Origin of the sequence: Bradyrhizobium sp. SZCCHNS3002 (assembly GCF_032377435.1) — a bacterium.
GTDB lineage: Bacteria > Pseudomonadota > Alphaproteobacteria > Rhizobiales > Xanthobacteraceae > Bradyrhizobium.
In genome coordinates, this window is the sequence record NZ_JAUHHY010000002.1 from 1 (window position 1) to 15,391 (window position 15,391).

General features: G+C 65.0%; 12 protein-coding genes and 1 pseudogene. 5 read left to right on the top strand and 8 right to left on the bottom strand.

Going from position 1 to position 15,391, the window contains the following annotated elements; translation table 11 throughout:
- Positions 1 to 1,673: HEAT repeat domain-containing protein (locus QW845_RS04440; protein WP_315800451.1), on the bottom strand; the 1,673-nt coding region annotated here is incomplete at its 3' end.
- Positions 1,674 to 2,241: 568 nt separating this feature from the next.
- Positions 2,242 to 2,676 (bottom strand): hypothetical protein, encoded by a 435-nt coding sequence (locus QW845_RS04445; RefSeq protein WP_315800452.1) that lies wholly within the window; start codon positions 2,674 to 2,676, stop codon positions 2,242 to 2,244.
- 296 nt (positions 2,677 to 2,972) lie between these two features.
- On the opposite strand from QW845_RS04445, the gene QW845_RS04450 reads away from it, so the two are divergent.
- A complete protein-coding gene (locus QW845_RS04450) occupies positions 2,973 to 5,039 on the top strand; it encodes an acyltransferase family protein (protein WP_315800894.1) in 2,067 nt (688 codons plus the stop codon).
- 78 nt (positions 5,040 to 5,117) lie between these two features.
- Here QW845_RS04450 and QW845_RS04455 read toward each other — a convergent pair whose 3' ends face one another.
- The 3 genes and pseudogenes from QW845_RS04455 to QW845_RS04465 all read right to left on the bottom strand — a co-directional run bounded on the left by QW845_RS04455 (position 5,118) and on the right by QW845_RS04465 (position 6,068).
- On the bottom strand, positions 5,118 to 5,423 hold the full coding sequence (locus QW845_RS04455; RefSeq protein ID WP_315800453.1) for a HigA family addiction module antitoxin: 306 nt from the start codon (positions 5,421 to 5,423) through the stop codon (positions 5,118 to 5,120).
- A 16-nt stretch (positions 5,424 to 5,439) separates the two neighbouring features.
- A pseudogene (locus tag QW845_RS04460) lies at positions 5,440 to 5,717 on the bottom strand (type II toxin-antitoxin system RelE/ParE family toxin); the annotation flags it as partial.
- A 66-nt stretch (positions 5,718 to 5,783) separates the two neighbouring features.
- Positions 5,784 to 6,068 carry a hypothetical protein gene (locus QW845_RS04465; protein ID WP_315800454.1) on the bottom strand — a complete coding sequence of 95 codons (285 nt, stop codon included), beginning with the start codon at positions 6,066 to 6,068 and terminating at the stop codon, positions 5,784 to 5,786.
- Here QW845_RS04465 and QW845_RS04470 point away from each other — a divergent pair.
- Positions 6,046 to 7,233 carry a TCR/Tet family MFS transporter gene (locus QW845_RS04470; RefSeq protein WP_315800455.1) on the top strand — a complete coding sequence of 396 codons (1,188 nt, stop codon included), beginning with the start codon at positions 6,046 to 6,048 and terminating at the stop codon, positions 7,231 to 7,233. The two genes, QW845_RS04465 and QW845_RS04470, sit on opposite strands and share 23 nt — an antisense overlap.
- Positions 7,234 to 7,293: 60 nt before the next feature.
- Here the strand turns inward: QW845_RS04470 and QW845_RS04475 are convergent, their stop codons facing one another.
- Positions 7,294 to 8,538 carry an NF038122 family metalloprotease gene (locus QW845_RS04475; protein ID WP_315800456.1) on the bottom strand — a complete coding sequence of 415 codons (1,245 nt, stop codon included), beginning with the start codon at positions 8,536 to 8,538 and terminating at the stop codon, positions 7,294 to 7,296.
- A 249-nt stretch (positions 8,539 to 8,787) separates the two neighbouring features.
- Between QW845_RS04475 and QW845_RS04480 the strand changes: the two genes are divergently transcribed.
- Positions 8,788 to 9,738, top strand: coding sequence for an aldo/keto reductase (locus QW845_RS04480; protein WP_315800895.1), 951 nt, complete (start codon positions 8,788 to 8,790; stop codon positions 9,736 to 9,738).
- 274 nt (positions 9,739 to 10,012) lie between these two features.
- On the top strand, positions 10,013 to 11,176 hold the full coding sequence (locus QW845_RS04485; RefSeq protein WP_315800457.1) for a hypothetical protein: 1,164 nt from the start codon (positions 10,013 to 10,015) through the stop codon (positions 11,174 to 11,176).
- Between the two features lie 31 nt (positions 11,177 to 11,207).
- On the opposite strand, the gene QW845_RS04490 is transcribed toward QW845_RS04485, so the two are convergent.
- Positions 11,208 to 12,647 (bottom strand): HAMP domain-containing sensor histidine kinase, encoded by a 1,440-nt coding sequence (locus QW845_RS04490; RefSeq protein WP_315800458.1) that lies wholly within the window; start codon positions 12,645 to 12,647, stop codon positions 11,208 to 11,210.
- Positions 12,648 to 12,652: 5 nt separating this feature from the next.
- Positions 12,653 to 13,324, bottom strand: a complete 672-nt coding sequence (locus QW845_RS04495; RefSeq protein ID WP_315800459.1) for a response regulator transcription factor — start codon at positions 13,322 to 13,324, stop codon at positions 12,653 to 12,655.
- Between the two features lie 433 nt (positions 13,325 to 13,757).
- Here QW845_RS04495 and QW845_RS04500 point away from each other — a divergent pair, with 433 nt between their 5' ends.
- Positions 13,758 to 15,314 carry a glycosyltransferase family 39 protein gene (locus QW845_RS04500; RefSeq protein WP_315800460.1) on the top strand — a complete coding sequence of 519 codons (1,557 nt, stop codon included), beginning with the start codon at positions 13,758 to 13,760 and terminating at the stop codon, positions 15,312 to 15,314.
- The last annotated feature ends 77 nt before the right edge of the window (positions 15,315 to 15,391 follow it).

Here is a 15,391-nt window from a genome sequence, read left to right on the forward strand (position 1 = left end):
TCCTGCAATGCGGTGCAAAGTACCGACACCGCACTTGAATCTCCTAGGGCGCCCAGCGCAGTGGCCGCCGAGCCGCGTACACCCGGCGCTTCATCCTGCAATGCGGTGCAAAGTACCGACACCGCACTTGAATCTCCTAGGGCGCCCAGCGCAGTGGCCGCCGAGCCGCGCACACTCGGCGCTTCATCCTGCAATGCGGCGCAAAGTGCTGACACCGCACTGCGATCCCCAAGGACACCAAGAGCTTTTGCCGCTGCTCCCCGCTTCTGCTGAAGCGTCGCTCGCTGCAAAATGTCGACCAATGCATCCCGGTCAAGCGTTCCAAACCGACCACTGGAATGAGTCATTTTGTCCTTGCGCGAACGCCGCCGCCGCCAAGTCGATAGTTGCAGAGCCCGCTTGAAGCTTCGCGCATTGAGCCGACGACTCAGCAACAATGTGCGGGTCTCCGCCGTCAAATCTTCGTCCTTCGAGATTGTAGAAAATAGACCGAACCCAATGGCACTACGCGCAAGACTCGTGGACAATTCCGCCAAGCGGTCGGCAGTTCGGTCACGCATACGGCGCGAACCGGCGAGTCCCACGCCAATTGCTGCCCATAGCATCTCACGCTGCGCGGGGGTCAAGATTCCATCATTCGCGGCGGCAACATCGACAAGCAAGTCGGGCCGGTAGTGGCGCTGCGCAAAATCAATAGCTTGGTTCACTGCAAGTTCCGGATCGGCATGCAAGCCCACCCAATCCCCGATTGTCTGCGCGAGATCGGGCCGATCGAGGATCAAAAAGTCGGGTAGCTCCCTGCCTCGAAACAGGAGCGCGACCGCCAGATCAATCAAGGTTTGATGAGCGAATTCCGCTTCGTTTCCCGCCGCTGCTGTTACCATCCGAGCGAGATGCATGTCTGTCAGCAAATTTGTCCAATCCGGCTGTACTGCGTCAGGCCAACTCAGGGCCAGCAAGCTGTGGAGCTCGGCAAGGTTGAACCTCAAGTCGCGCCCCGTTTCCGCACTTTGAGGATCGAAGATCACGCATAGTGCGGCGGCCGCCGCGATGGCTGGCGCCAGTTCAACGGGCGCCTGACCTCGTTTCAGATCAATCAGCCCACGTTTTTCGGCGACATGCTCAAAAGTGCGCATCAGCACGCCCGCTCGACTCCGAGGCAGCTTGGTTCCGACATCTCCCGGCGAGAGCAGAAGATCGACGATGTGACTCAGGACCAGTGGATTTGTTGCAGGCTCGGTCAGTCCAGCATCCTCAATGGCGGACCGAGCCGCCCCAACGTCGAGCCCTGCGTCGGAGAGAAACGCGTCGACCTCTTCATCTGCAAAGGGCCGTAGCTCCATGAGCTCGATCGAGCGCAATGCGACCCAATCGTCCATATCGCCCAAGGCGCGAGTGGTCGCCATCACTGGACAAGGATGATTGCCTATTACAATCTGCTCGACGGCCTTCCACAAGGTTTCCCGACCGTAGCGTAACCTGATCTCATTCAATCCATCCACAATGACGATGATACGCCCATGTTTCAGGTCAGATTTCCATTTCTTTTCCGCTACTGCGGCAGGCCGTAGTCGGCGTAATAGGCCTATGTGGTCCGCATTTGCCGCGCCATGAACGTCCAAGATACGACGATTGATTACAACACAGGGCGTCCCTGCCTCAGCCAGAGCCATGGCCAACACGGCGCAGAGAGAGCTCTTTCCGGTCGCAGGCCCCCCGCTGACCAGCCAAGTGAGTGGCGTACCACCTCCAGAGGCCTGCAATAGACGTGACCGAAGAGACTCAAACGGTATTCGTTCGACAAAGTCAGCAGCCAGACCACGATTGGCCAGCAGAGTCGGCGTCTGATAGCGCCTCGGAATATTCCTTCGCCATATCTCAGCGGAGCTTTGGTGCATCTATTTCTACATAAGGATTCTCGGTGATATCTACTTGCAGCATCAAACTATCCGATAGGCAACTCCCAAGCGAAGCATTCCGCGACATTTCGGATTTCGGCAGCGCTGGATGCGTCCTGCAAAATCGGTAAAATTGCACCTCAGTAGATCTATGGGACGACGACAAGTCGCTCCTTGAGATTGCAGATTCCGAGACGCCGCAATTCTGGTCTCATGGTGACGCTGCAGAAACCTTTCCCGCAGCGTATGCCAAGGTACGGCCGCTCCGTCGCGCGATCTGCCTCGCATTTCGAGTTTCTGCCGCAAACGTCCGATCTCGTCGATCGGGCGCAAGACGTTCGAGCTAACAGCTCGAATCCCCACTGGCCCATCGATAGATCCGGCTACTCAGGGGGCCTGCTCCCAGCGGATTGCTGACCTTGATGGTCACGCGCGATCCGGAGCCGGACTTTTCGATGCGCGCCGAGGCGAAGTAGTTCATCCGGACCCCATAGCTGCCTGCGACCAGGCGAAACTCCGCGAAGCCGCGGTCGCGGTGCAGCTCGCCTTCGGCTTCGATCTGTCCCCCGCCCGGGTTGGCCGGATTGCCAAAGACCCGGAGGGGCGGATTACAGCTTTTGCCGGTCTCGATCAGGCGGCGATAGATTTCCTCGTAGCTTTCGGAAAAGCTTCTGCTGTCGGCGACGTCGCGCGAGTCGAGTCCCTCCGGCGACATCGCACATCCACCGGCCATCAGAACGGCGATCGCCGCCGCAGGCAGAGCTGCCTTGATCCCCATCGTCCATCCCCCTGCGCCATCGATCGCATCGCCCCGAGCGATCATCGTGCCACCGGATTCACATACGTCGTTTTGCGGGAGACAGACAATAGCCACGCGGCATCATGAGCTCGGGCCGGCTCACCCCGGACGGCTTCGACGTTCGCGACCGACCTCACGATCACCTCCTCACGACGCTCATTCGTGATTGCGTTTGGCCCGCGCCATCCGTCATAATTGTGAAATAGAAATTTTCGCGCAATTGACGGCAGCCAAGACCATTGCAAGCCGAACGTTCTTTTGGGGAGAGAGCGCACATGCACGCGCCAGTGGCCGGCTCGAAACCGGCTCCCGTGGTCGGCACGGCCTACAGGCCGGATATCGACGGACTGAGAGCTGTCGCAGTCATGTCCGTCGTCGTGTTCCACGCCTTTCCCCATGTGCTTCGCAGCGGCTTCATCGGAGTCGACATCTTCTTCGTCATATCCGGGTTCCTGATCACCTCGATCATCGTTGCGGATCTGGCGAACGGATCATTTCGTCTGCGGACCTTCTACGCGCGCCGTGTCAAGCGCATCTTCCCTGCGCTCATCGTGGTTCTCTTGGCCGTCCTCCTGCTCGGGTGCATTCTTCTGTACACCGACGAATACAAGGAGCTCGGCAAGCAGGTCGCGGCGAGCGCCGGATTTGCCGCGAACCTGCTGTTCTGGAAGGAGGCCAACTATTTCGACCTGGCCGCGGAAACGAAGCCGCTGCTTCACCTGTGGTCGCTCGGCATCGAAGAGCAATATTACATCCTCTGGCCGCTGCTGCTGTGGCTGTGCTGGCGGACAAGGAAGCGCGCCTTGCCGTACCTCGTGGGGCTGCTGCTCGTCGGGTCATTTCTGCTGAACATCAGAGCCATGGGCACGAGCCCGACCGAGGCGTTCTACTCCCCGCTCACGCGCGCATGGGAGCTGTTTGCAGGCGGTCTGCTGGCGATCGCATCGTCGCCATACACCAGGCCGCTCCTCGGCGCCGTCCCTGACACGGGACATCGATCGGTCGTTTCCGATCGGCTCGCGGCGTCGGGAATAGCTCTGTTGGCGGCGAGCCTGATCCTGATTTCGAGAAATACGCCATTTCCCGGGTGGGCGGCACTGCTGCCTGTCGCAGCGACCTGCATGCTCGTCGGCGCCGGACCGTCTAGCTGGGTCGCCCGCCGGATTCTTTCGCATCCTGTCCTGGTCGGAATCGGGCTGATCAGCTACCCGCTCTATCTCTGGCACTGGCCCCTGCTCGTCCTGACCCGGGCCTGGATGGGCGAGGCGGGCTCCGCGCCGCTGCGCTGCGGCGTCGTCGCGCTGAGCGCCGGTCTGGCCTGGATCACCTATCGATTTCTCGAACGTCCAATCCGGTTCGGGCAATCGCCCTTGCGCTCGGTCCCGCTGCTCGGCGGTGCCCTGGCGACGCTCGCTGGAATCGGCGCCCTGGTCATGACCTACGGCTGGACCTTTCAGCCGGGCGATCTGAACAGCTACGCAGCCTATTTCGATTCGTTCCGCACGGGCGTGTCGCCGGCCCGGGAAGAGCTGGTGGAGATCAACCAGAACCAATGCAACTTCTACAACTTCGAGAGCGCGCTTCCCACGCGCGTCCCGCGGGACGGCATCAGCCCGGACTGCTACACCAGCCACTCCCGCAGAACGGTGCTGCTCTGGGGCGACTCTCATTCGGCCCATCTCTTCTACGGCTTACGGAAGACGCTGCCGGCCGATACGTCCCTGCTGCTGGTCTATGCGTCGGGGTGCCGTCCACACCCGATCGATCTGGCCAAGTTGACGACCGATTACTGCGAGACGTCCAACTCCTTTGCGCTGTCGACGATCAAAAAGGTCGTTCCGGATGTCGTGGTCATCTCATTCAACAATTCCTTCGATACGGATTACCTGCGCGAAGTATCCCGGGACATCAAACGGATCGGCGTGAAACGGGTGATCGTGCTCGGACTGGCGCCGCATTGGGAGCCGTTCCTCTTCAAGGTGGTCATGCAGCATTATTGGCAGTTCACGCCGGCACGTATCGCGACGCACCTGGACCAGCATGCGCTCGGCATCGACAAGGCGTTTCGGAACGAGCTCCGGGCCGACGAACCGTTCGAGTATCAGAGCCTTCATGACTTCTTCTGCAATCGAGAAGGCTGCCTGATCTATCTCGATCGCAACCGGCGCGAGGGTCTCGTGAGCTTCGACAATGCGCACCTGCGCCCCCTCGCGTCCCTCTATCTCGCCGAGCACCTGCTCACCCCGTTGATCCAACGCGACGTCCTGCCGCCGGGCACGCGCAGCGATGCGCAGCCGCATGGCAGGACGGGGGCTCCCGATGACCGGCCGGCCGTGCCGTGAAGACGCGCATTGCCGGGATGGACCACGAGACATCCCAAGTCCCATCGACGTCTGCGTGCCATCACCCGACCGGTCCGCTCAAGCCGCCCGCGGCTTGTTCACCGTCGCGATACGATCGAGAATCTTGCCGAGATCGCGCTTCGCGATCTGGACGTCGTAGTCGGTCTGCAGATTGAGCCAGAGCTCCGGCGTCGTGTCGAGCGCCTTGGCGAGCCGGAGCGCGGTGTCGGCCGTGATGCCGGTCTGCTCGCTGGCAATGCGCTCGATCCGTGTCCGCGGCAGGCCGCACACTTTGGCGAGGGCACCGGCGGACATCTCGAGCGGAATAAGGAATTCCTCGCGCAGAACCTCCCCGGGGTGCATGGGCTTGAGTTTCTTGGTCATCGCAGCGTCCCTTCTCGTGATAGTCCACGACTTCCACCTCCGCGGGGCCTTCTGCCGTCCAGACGAAGCACACCCGGAACTGATCGTTGATGCGGATCGAATGCTGTCCGTGGCGATCTCCAACGAGCGCCTCGAGGCGATTGCCGGGAGGCGATTTCAAGTCGCCGAGATCGGCCGCGGCGTTGAGGTAGCGCAGCTTCCGACGAGCCACCTTGACCAGATCGGACGGAAAGCCTTTCGGGCTTTCGCCATTGAACACGGCTTCGGTGATTTGCCCCGGAAGCTTCTGATCATGGCGGATATGTATCAGTTGATGATACATCGTCAAGCGACCGCTTAGTACCTGCTGCGGCGGAGCGCTCACTGACCGGCGCTCGACCATGCATCGAACGCGCCGATCGGCGTTCGGAAAAAAGCGGCTTGCGCTACCCGATCGCCGCGTGTAGATGGCGCCTGTCGCGAAAAGCGGCCGTTGCCTGCGGCCGAGTACAAGCCGTCCATCTGCCGTTCTGGCATGGACCGGCCCAGCGTCTCCCACACATCAATCGCCTGACCGATCGTCAGGCTCCAGCGAGCGGTCGCGCGTATCTGCGCCATCGGCTCGCGTGGACCGGAGCGCGCCATGACCAGGGCTGTTGCCGTCATCTATCTGACCATCGTGCTCGATGCCGCCGGCATCGGGCTGATCTTTCCGATCCTGCCGTCGCTGCTGCACGACGTGACGCACGCCGACAACGTGGCGTCCCTTCTCGGCGTCATGACGGCGCTCTACGCCGCGATGCAGTTCATCTGCGCGCCGGTGCTGGGCTCGCTGAGCGATCGGCTCGGCCGGCGCCCGCTGCTGCTGGTCTCGCTGGCCGGCGCCATCGTCAACTACCTGTTCCTGGCCGCTGCGTCCGATCTCTGGATGCTCCTGCTCGGCCGCGCCATCGCCGGCGTCACCAGCGCGAACGTCTCGGTGGCCACGGCCTACATCACTGACATCTCTGCCGAGGAGGAGCGAGCCCGCCGCTTCGGACTCCTCAATGCGATGTTCGGCATGGGATTCATCATCGGGCCCGTGCTCGGCGGCGCGCTCGGCGACCATTGGCTGCGGCTGCCGTTCGTCGCGGCGGCGGCGTTGAACGGATGCAACGCGCTGCTGGCGTTGCTGATGCTACCGGAATCGCGACCACCGGACCCTGGCAGGATCGAGATCGCGGTCCTCAACCCGCTGCGGCCACTGCGCTGGGTGCTCGCCGTCAAGAGCCTGCTGCCGGTGGTTCTCCTCTTCTTCCTGTTCAGCGCGACCGGCGAGGCCTATGGCGTCTGCTGGGCGCTGTGGGGTGGCGACACCTTCCACTGGAGCGGTCTTTGGATCGGCCTGTCGCTCGGCGCCTTCGGCGTGTGCCAGATGCTGGCCCAGATGTTCCTTCCCGGTCCGGCGGTGAGATTGCTGACCGAGCGCGGCGCCATTCTGACCGGGGTGACCTGTGTCTGCACGGCTCTCACGGCCATGGCGTTCGCCAGGCAGAGCTGGATGGTGTTTGGCGCCATGCCGCTGTTCGCGCTCGGCGGCATGGGCATGCCGGCCCTGCAGTCGCTCGCCACCCGGCAGGTCGACGAGAATTTACAGGGCCAGTTCCAGGGCGTGCTCGCCGCCACCGTCAGCCTCGCCTCGATCGTTGCGCCGCTCGGCTTCTCGAGCCTGTACTTCGCCGTCAGGGAGCAATGGCCCGGGGCGATCTGGCTGTCGGTCGTCGCCATCTACGCGTTCGCCATTCCCGTCGTTGTCACCCTGCGCCCGGCCAAGCCGGCGTCCGTGCCCTGACGTCTCGGAGCGATCGCCTGCGCCGCCCGTGCCCGGGGACGGCGCTCGCCCGCACGCCTCTCAGTTCGCGGTGATGCTGTGCAAATGCAGGGCCATCATGGAGTCGTAGTGGGAGTTGCCGGCATAGGGGTCGTGGACCGCGGCCTCGTGCATGGTGCCGGCGGCATGGGTGCTGCCACTCTCATTGGCCGCGGTCGCATCGGCCTGCGCGTTCGCCAGAACCTGCGCAGCGCCTGCGGCGTCACCGAGCTTGGTCAGGCTGGCGGCGGTCTCGGCCGCCACCGCCGAGGCGATGGCGGCGGCCTGCGCCGGCGTCTGCACCGGCGCGGCGACGCCTGCGGCCTGCGGGATCTGGGCCAGCAGCGCCTGCGTGTCGGGAGTCTTGATGTTGTAGCCGAGCGTCTCCAGCACCACGAGATCGATCGGCGACAGCGTCTGCGACGTGGTGGGGTTGTAGAACTCGTTCAAGGGATCGCGCGCGCCCTGGATGCCGGTGTTGAGGAAGTCGGCCGGGTCGGACATCTGGCCGTAATCGGCGATCTTGGTCACGCCGCCGTCGAGCGAGAAATAGGCGGGAGGGCCGGCGGCGATGTTGTTGTTGATCAGATGCTGTCCCGGCTTGGTGAAATCGAACAGGTCGAAGATGTCGAGATTGCCCGGCGACGGTACGCGCCCGAGCGCATGCGACAATTCGTGCAGCGCGACGCCGACCAGCGACTGAGTCGGGATGTCGGTGTTGAAGATGGCGAAGCCGTCCTCCGTCGTCGTGTTGTTTGGATCGATCAGCCCGAGCACCTTGGCCTGCGCGTTGGCGACGAACACCTGGGAATGGCCCTGCACCGCCCTGGTCGTCGGCAGATTGTCGAACACCGTGTCGCCGGCCGCCGCGTGATCCTGCAGATCGGCTCGGAGCTGCGTGTAGTTGGCGAGCACGCCGTTGCTGACATTGGCGCCGGCGCCGCCGCCGGTGCCGGCGAAATCGATGGCAAGATTGACGGTGGCCTGGTCGGTGATCGCCGAGGACAGGATCGCCGCGGCCTGCTCGACGCCGGCGCGGAAGCTTTCGGGCGCAGCCGCGGCGGCGGCGTCGAAGGTGAGGTTGAAGGTCAGACCGCCGGTGTGAACCGCCACCGTCTCGGAGCCGTCGGCATGCACCACCGGGTCCGATACCGCGCCGGGCGGCAGCACGACGGGCGAGGCGGCTGCGGCCATGTTGGTGGTCGTGGTCTTCGCCGCCGCAGCCGGGTCCTGCATCATGAGGCCTTCCGAGCTCAGTCCGAGCTGGTCATAGGTCAGCGTGTTCATCAGACGGACTCCTCGATCATGGCCCCCGCGTCCCCAGCTGCGAGGCGTTCGCAAGCCGCGACCATCATCGGCAAGTGAGTGAAAAGTCTGACGCGGCCGGACCCTCTTCGCGGCAGCCGCGCCATGGTTTGGATGCGGCCGGGAAGCCCCGCCATGCTCCTGCCGCGCTGGTCACGCGCGGCGAATGACGGCAATCTGCGGCAGGCGTCCGCCACAGATCGATCCAACATCATCATCGAGAGCCTCCCCATGAAGATGCGCCCGCTCGGCCGGTCCGGCCTCAACGTTCCGCCCCTCTGCTTCGGCTGCAACGTGTTCGGCTGGACGGTGGACGAGGCAGCCTCGTTCCGCCTGCTCGACAAGGTGCTGGAGTCCGGGCTCAACTTCCTCGACACGGCGGACGTCTATTCGCGCTGGGTGCCCGGCCACACCGGCGGCGAGTCCGAGATCATCATCGGCAAATGGATGAAGCTGCGCGGCAACCGCGATCGCGTCATCCTCGCCACCAAGGTCGGCATGGACATGGGCGACGGCAAGGTCGGGCTGAAGGACGACTACATCGCGCGCGCGGTGGAGGATAGCTTGCGCCGGCTGCAGACCGACGTGATCGACCTCTATCAGTCGCACAAGGACGACGAGGCGACGCCGCAGGAGGAGACGCTGGCGGCCTATGACAGACTGATCAAGGCCGGCAAGGTGCGGGTCATCGGCGCCTCGAACTTCTCGGCGGAACGGCTGCAGGCCGCGCTCGACATCTCCAAGGCGAACAGCCTGCCGCGCTATGAGAGCCTGCAGCCGGAATACAGCCTCGCCGAGCGCGCATCCTACGAAGGCGCGCTGCAGCGCGTCTGCGAGGACAACGGCGTCGGCGTCATCACCTTCTTCTCGCTGGCCGCCGGCTTCCTCACCGGCAAGTACCGCTCGGAGGCCGATTTCGGCAAGAGCCCGCGCGGCCAGCGCAGCATTCCGAAATACTTGAACGAGCGCGGCATGCGCATCCTCGCCGCGCTGGATTCGGTCGCGAGGGAGACCGGAGCGCAGCAGGCCTCGATCGCGCTGGCGTGGCTGCTGGCCAAGCCGTCGGTGACGGCGCCGATCGCCAGCGCGACCAGGCCCGAGCAGGTCGACACCCTCGTGGCGGCGACGCAGCTCGCGCTGACCGCGGACCAGGTCGCGCGGCTCGACGCGGCGAGCGCGTGAGCGCACACGACCATCATTCAACCAAGCGTGCGGCGTTTCGACACGCACGCAGGACGGTCGTTCTCCACCGAACACGGCCTGTGATCGAGGACAGGGCACTGCCAACAGCTGTCCTCGCACGCGATCACGCTGCTGCACCGCATTTTCAGCACAGCCGTGCAGCGGGCCGGGCGACTTTGCAGCATTTCGCGGATCGTCACCTCGCGGCCAAACTTCGGCCGGGATCGAACTGCTAAGTCCACCTCTAATTTAGAATGTATCGAGGAAGCGTTCGGTGAATCGTGTCGCGCGCGTAGCTGTTGGCGCATTCGTATTTGCATCGGTTCTGTCATCCCTCGTGGCGCCGACCGGCAGCGCCCGGGCGCAGCAATCACCGCAGCGCGCGCCGGCCGGCGCCCCGGTGGGCACGCTGCCGGACCGCGAGGCGCTGAACTCCGGCACCGTCACCGTGATCACCGCGCCGATCGGCGGGCCGATGTCGGTGATGGGCTCCGACATGGCAGCGGTGCTGGATGATGGCGAGAGCCTGCGCGTGCTGCCGATCCTCGGCAAGGGCTCGGCGCAGAACCTCATCGACATCGTCATGCTGAAGAACATCGACATGGGCTTCGTCGCCACCGACGCGCTGGAATTCGTCAAGACGGAATACAACATTCCAGACATTGCCCAGCGCGTGCGCTACATCGCGAAGCTGTTCCACAACGACGTTCACATCATCGCGCGGCGCGAGATCCGCTCGCTCGCGGATCTCAACGGCAAGCGCGTATTCGCCGAGCGCTCGATCGGCCTCCCGGCGGCGCGCACGATCTTCCGGCGGCTCGGCATCCAGGCCGACATCGATTCGCAGACCGACCCGACCGGCGGGCTGCAGAAGCTGATCGACGGCCAGGGCGACGCCTGGATCGCCTCGGTGTCGAAGGACGCGCCGATCATCAAGGGCATCAAGAACGAGGGCGGCCGGCTGCATCTGCTGCCGGTCCCGTATGACCGCGTGCTGCAGGACATCTATCTGCCGACGACGTTCTCGTCGGAGGAATATCCCAACCTGGTGCCGCCGGGCACGAAGGTCGACGCCGTCGCGGCCTCCACCGTGCTCATGGTCTACAACTGGCCGGAGAACAGCGAACGCTATCGCCGCACCGCGCGGTTCGTCGACGCGCTGTTCGGCAAGATCCAGGTGCTGCAGTCGCCGCCGCGGCATCCGAAATGGCGCGACACCGTGCTGTCGGCGCCGGTGCAGGGCATGATCCGCTTCAAGGCGGCGCAGGAATGGCTCGACGGCGCCCGCGCGATGCAGTCGCCGGGCCAGGATGCCAACCCGGCCGAATTCCGCAAGTTTCTCGACGAGCGCAAGGCGCAGGCGCGGATGTCGCCGGACGAGGCCGCGAGACTCTACAGCGACTTCCTGAAGTGGCAGCGCAGCAGGGAGCCACGCTGAGCACCGAACCGCCGGAAGCGACGTCCCGGCGTCAGGAGGGCGGCAGCAATCCCGCCTGCTCGGCCGTGCGCCGGACGGCCGGCAGGGCCGCATTCGCAGCGCCGCCGTGCTGAGGCGCGGCGCGCGCGAAGCTCAGCTCGACCGTGGTGCCGCCGCCCGGCGTCTCGCGCAGCGCGACGCGGCCCTGATGCGTCGCCATGACCTGCGACACGATCGAGAGCCCGAGCCCCATGCCGTCGCCGCGGGCGTGGCCACGCTCGAACGGCTGCAGCAGGCGTTCGGGCTGATCGGATTGCAGGCCGGGCCCCGAATCGATCACGCGCAGGCGGGCGGCGGCGTCGACCTCGACCAGGATGGGACCGCCGGCGCCGGCATGCGCGACCGCGTTCCTGATCAGGTTCGAGAGCGCGACCGCGATCGCGGGCTCCGAGCCGCGGATCCGGACCGGCGCATCGCAGCCGGCGAAGCCGACTTCGAGCCCGGCCTGCAGCGCCATCGGCACGTGCTCGGCGGTGACGCGCCGCGCCAGCGCGACCAGGTCGATCTCGCCCGGCTCGTCCGGCTCCATCGAGATCCGCGCCAGTTGCAGCAGCATGGTGACGATCGACGACAGCTTCTGGTTCTCGCCGACGAGCTTCGCGCGCAGACCGGCATCCGGCACCGCCTCCAGCATGGTGCGGGCGTTGGTCAGCGGCGTGCGCAGCTCATGGGCCGCGTTGGACAGGAAGTTGCGCTGCGCCTCGGCGGCGTGGTCGATGCGCGTCAGGGCACGATTGAAGGCGGTGACCAGCGGCAGCAGTTCGGCGGGCGCGTCGCGCTCGGGCAGCCTCCGGCCGTCGGGCACGCCGTCGATCATCTCGGCCGCGCGCGCGACCGCTCGCACCGGACGCGCGATCAGCGTCGGCACGAACAGCAGCGCCGCCAGCACCGTCGCGACCAGGACCAGGATGATCGGGAGCGCAACGATCGTCGCATCGGTCAGGGTGCCCATCATCAGTTGGGTCGACGTGTAGGCGACGCCGCCGGTCTCGATCCAGACCTCGCCGACCGGCGTATTCCGGACCGCCGTCATCCGTTTCAGGCGCCTCGTCTCGCCGTCGATCGCATAGGCCAGGAAGCTGGTGCCGTCCTGCGAGGACGGCCCCTTGTGCGGCCGCCATTTCGGAATCGGCCCATAGCTCACCTCGCCGCTCTTGTCGGAGACGACATACCAGAACGTCGGGAATTCCTGCATGATCGTGTCGAGGCGGGGCGTCTGCTTGACGAGCAGCTGGCCGCCGGCATCGCGGGCCACGGCCTCCTTCAGCGCGTCGGCGACGTCGGCCGCACCCCAGGTGCCGTCATCGTCGCCGCCGAAGCGGATCAGCAAGGCGGCGGCGCAGATCAGCATGATGGTGGTGACGACCGCGATGAGCGTCGCGGAGAGCAGCGTGATCGAGCGCCGGATGCGGCTGAGCTTCTGCCACCTCATCTGCGTCACTCGCCGCTGAGGAGATAGCCGAGGCCGCGCACCGGCCTGATCGTGGCCTTGCAATTGGCTTCGCGCAGGCGGCGGCGCAGCCGCGACACATGGGCCTCGATCGCGTTCGACTGGATCTCGTCCTCGAAGCCGTAGGCTGCGGTCTCCAACGTCTCGCGCAGCACGACCCGCCCGCTGCGGCGAACCAGCGCCTCGAGGATCGCAAGTTCGCGCCTGGGCACCACGATCGGCGCCTCGTCGACGCAGACCGCACGGTTGACGATGTCGAATCCCAGATTGGCGATCGAGACCATCGCGCCGCGGTCGAGAAATAGACGGCGCAGCACCGCCCGCGCCCGTGCCACCAGTTCAATAGGCTCAAATGGCTTGGCGACATAGTCGTCCGCGCCCTCGTCGAGCGCACGTGCGATGTCGGCGGGATCGTCGAGCGCCGTCAGCACCACGGTCGCGGGGCTCGGCTTCTGCTGCCGCAGATCCGGCAGCAGCGCCAGCCCGTCGCCGTCCGGAAGACCGCGGTCGATCACCACGAGCTCGAAATTGCGCACCGCGATCGCCGCCCGCGCCTCGTCGAGCGTCGTGACGATGTCCGACGAGCCGAACGCCGTCGCGAGTGCATCCCGCAGCCAGAGCCCGAGCTGGGGATCATCCTCAACGACCAGAACGCGCACGCCATCCTCCCGCATCACCGACAATCGGCTGTTCCTATCATTACGGACGGATTACAATAGGATTACGTGGCGGCGTTCTGGTACCGTTGTTTTTCGTGGCTCAATCGAAGTTGACTGGTTCTGACAAGGCCGATTGCACGCCTGTCGCGACATCTCCGATTGCAAGCTGAACGGTTTCTCGGCCGGCGCGATTGCAGTCGCATGACGGGCCAGGCCGCGGACATCCGATTTTCCATCAGCCGGCAGGCCGGTAACGTCAGCCTTTCGTAATCGTCTTGGCCGAGACTGGCGCGCTCAAACACGCGCCGAGGATTCGCCCGCATGAAGCCTGCCGCATGATCGACCGGACATACCGGGCGATCCGCCATTCCTAATCGGCCGGGGGCGTCGATCGCGCGTCACATCCGTTGCCTCATCATTGATCGACATCGACATGTTCTATGACTTTGCGTTCTCGACCGTCGCCGAACGGTCGGACTGTCATCCGGCGGCCTGGCGTCGTCCATTCCTGCGCTGGCTGGACGGCATCGAGGCCGGCTGGGCCGTGCCGCTGCTGCTGGCGTGCTTCGTGGCCGTGTGGACGGTCTATCTTTCGATCGCCTATGCCGGTGCCGGCCTGCATCCTGACGTGATCGAGACCTGGACGTTCGGGCGGACGTTCGCCTGGGGCTACGACAAGCATCCGCCGCTGATGGGCTGGATCGCCGGCGCCTGGACCGCCGTCTTCCCGCTTTCCGACTGGTCGTTCCACCTGATGGCGATGACCAATGCGGCGCTGGCGCTGTGGTTCGTCGATCTCGTCTCGCGCCGCTTCGTCGGCGGCGACAAGCGGGTGATCGTGCTGCTGCTGCTGATGCTGACGCCGGCCTATCAGTTTCACGCGCAGCGCTTCAACGCCAACTCGGTGCAGCTGGCGACGTGGCCGCTCGCCACCTACTGCTTCCTGCGCGCGTTCGAAACGCGAACGACGTCCTGGGCTGCCGCCGCGGGTCTGACGACCGCACTCGCCGTGCTCGGCAAGTACTACTCGATCTTCCTGGTGATGAGTTTTGCCTTCGCCGCCATAGCGCATCCGCAGCGGCGCGCCTATTTCACGTCGGCTTCACCATGGATCTCCACGGTCGCCGGCCTCGCCGCGCTGTCGATGCATCTCGACTGGCTGGTCGGACATGACGCCGCGCCCATCCAGCACGCGCTGATGCACGCGCGCTCCACCCTGGCAACGTCGTCGCGGGATGCCCTGTTCTTCCTCTTGGGGCTCGCAGCCGCGATGGCCGTGCCAGCCGTCACCTGGCTGATCGTCGCCGGCGCCAGGATCAGGTCCTTCGCCACGGAGATGACCACGCTGAACGACGGCCTCCGGCTGTTGTCGTACATCGCCATCGGCACGGTCGGCCTGCCCGTCGTCAACGCGCTGATCATGGGGACCGACCTGCCATCGCTATGGGCGCTGCAGGGACTGTTCCTGTTCGTCGTGGTGGTCGTCTGCGGCGCAAGCTATCCGATTGCCCGCTTCCACACCGTCAACATCGCGGTGCTGACGGCCGGGATCGCCGTCCTGGCCGCGATCGTCGCGGCGCCGCTGCACGCCTTCTACCGCAACCGGCACGGCTATGAGGAAGGCCGCACCTTCTACCAGCAGACTGCACAGGAGGCGACGCGGCTATGGCGGGATCTGACAGGAACACCGCTCGCGCATGTCGGCGGCACCGAGAGCCTTGCGCTCGCGACCGCCTTCTACAGCGCTGACCATCCCGCTTACGGTCTGCCCATCTCAGCCCACAAGACCGGTGCGGACTCTGGGAGCGAAGGCTGGATTTCGCTGTGCTTTCGCGACCAGGCGGATTGTATCGGCGCCGCGGAAGCGGCGGCCGCCCGATCCGGCAACTACGTCAGGCGTGAGTTCACGGTGCAGGCGCGGCTGCTCGGCTGGACGGGTTGCACACGAACGGTGGTGGCCTTCCTGGTGACACGGCCGAGCGAACCATAGGGCTGACGCAACGAAGGACGCGCAACAGCGTCAACGGATCCGAGCATACAGATAAAAAGCAAGGCCCCGCATCGGCG

Excerpts from the sequence above, each read along its gene's own strand:
- QW845_RS04445 (WP_315800452.1), bottom strand. The coding sequence starts at position 2,676 with ATGGGGATCAAGGCAGCTCTGCCTGCGGCGGCGATCGCCGTTCTGATG.
- QW845_RS04450 (WP_315800894.1), top strand. The coding sequence starts at position 2,973 with ATGCACGCGCCAGTGGCCGGCTCGAAACCGGCTCCCGTGGTCGGCACG.
- QW845_RS04455 (WP_315800453.1), bottom strand. The coding sequence starts at position 5,423 with ATGACCAAGAAACTCAAGCCCATGCACCCCGGGGAGGTTCTGCGCGAG.
- QW845_RS04470 (WP_315800455.1), top strand. The coding sequence starts at position 6,046 with ATGACCAGGGCTGTTGCCGTCATCTATCTGACCATCGTGCTCGATGCC.
- QW845_RS04465 (WP_315800454.1), bottom strand. The coding sequence starts at position 6,068 with ATGACGGCAACAGCCCTGGTCATGGCGCGCTCCGGTCCACGCGAGCCG.
- QW845_RS04475 (WP_315800456.1), bottom strand. The coding sequence starts at position 8,538 with ATGAACACGCTGACCTATGACCAGCTCGGACTGAGCTCGGAAGGCCTC.
- QW845_RS04480 (WP_315800895.1), top strand. The coding sequence starts at position 8,788 with ATGAAGATGCGCCCGCTCGGCCGGTCCGGCCTCAACGTTCCGCCCCTC.
- QW845_RS04490 (WP_315800458.1), bottom strand. The coding sequence starts at position 12,647 with ATGAGGTGGCAGAAGCTCAGCCGCATCCGGCGCTCGATCACGCTGCTC.
- QW845_RS04500 (WP_315800460.1), top strand. The coding sequence starts at position 13,758 with ATGTTCTATGACTTTGCGTTCTCGACCGTCGCCGAACGGTCGGACTGT.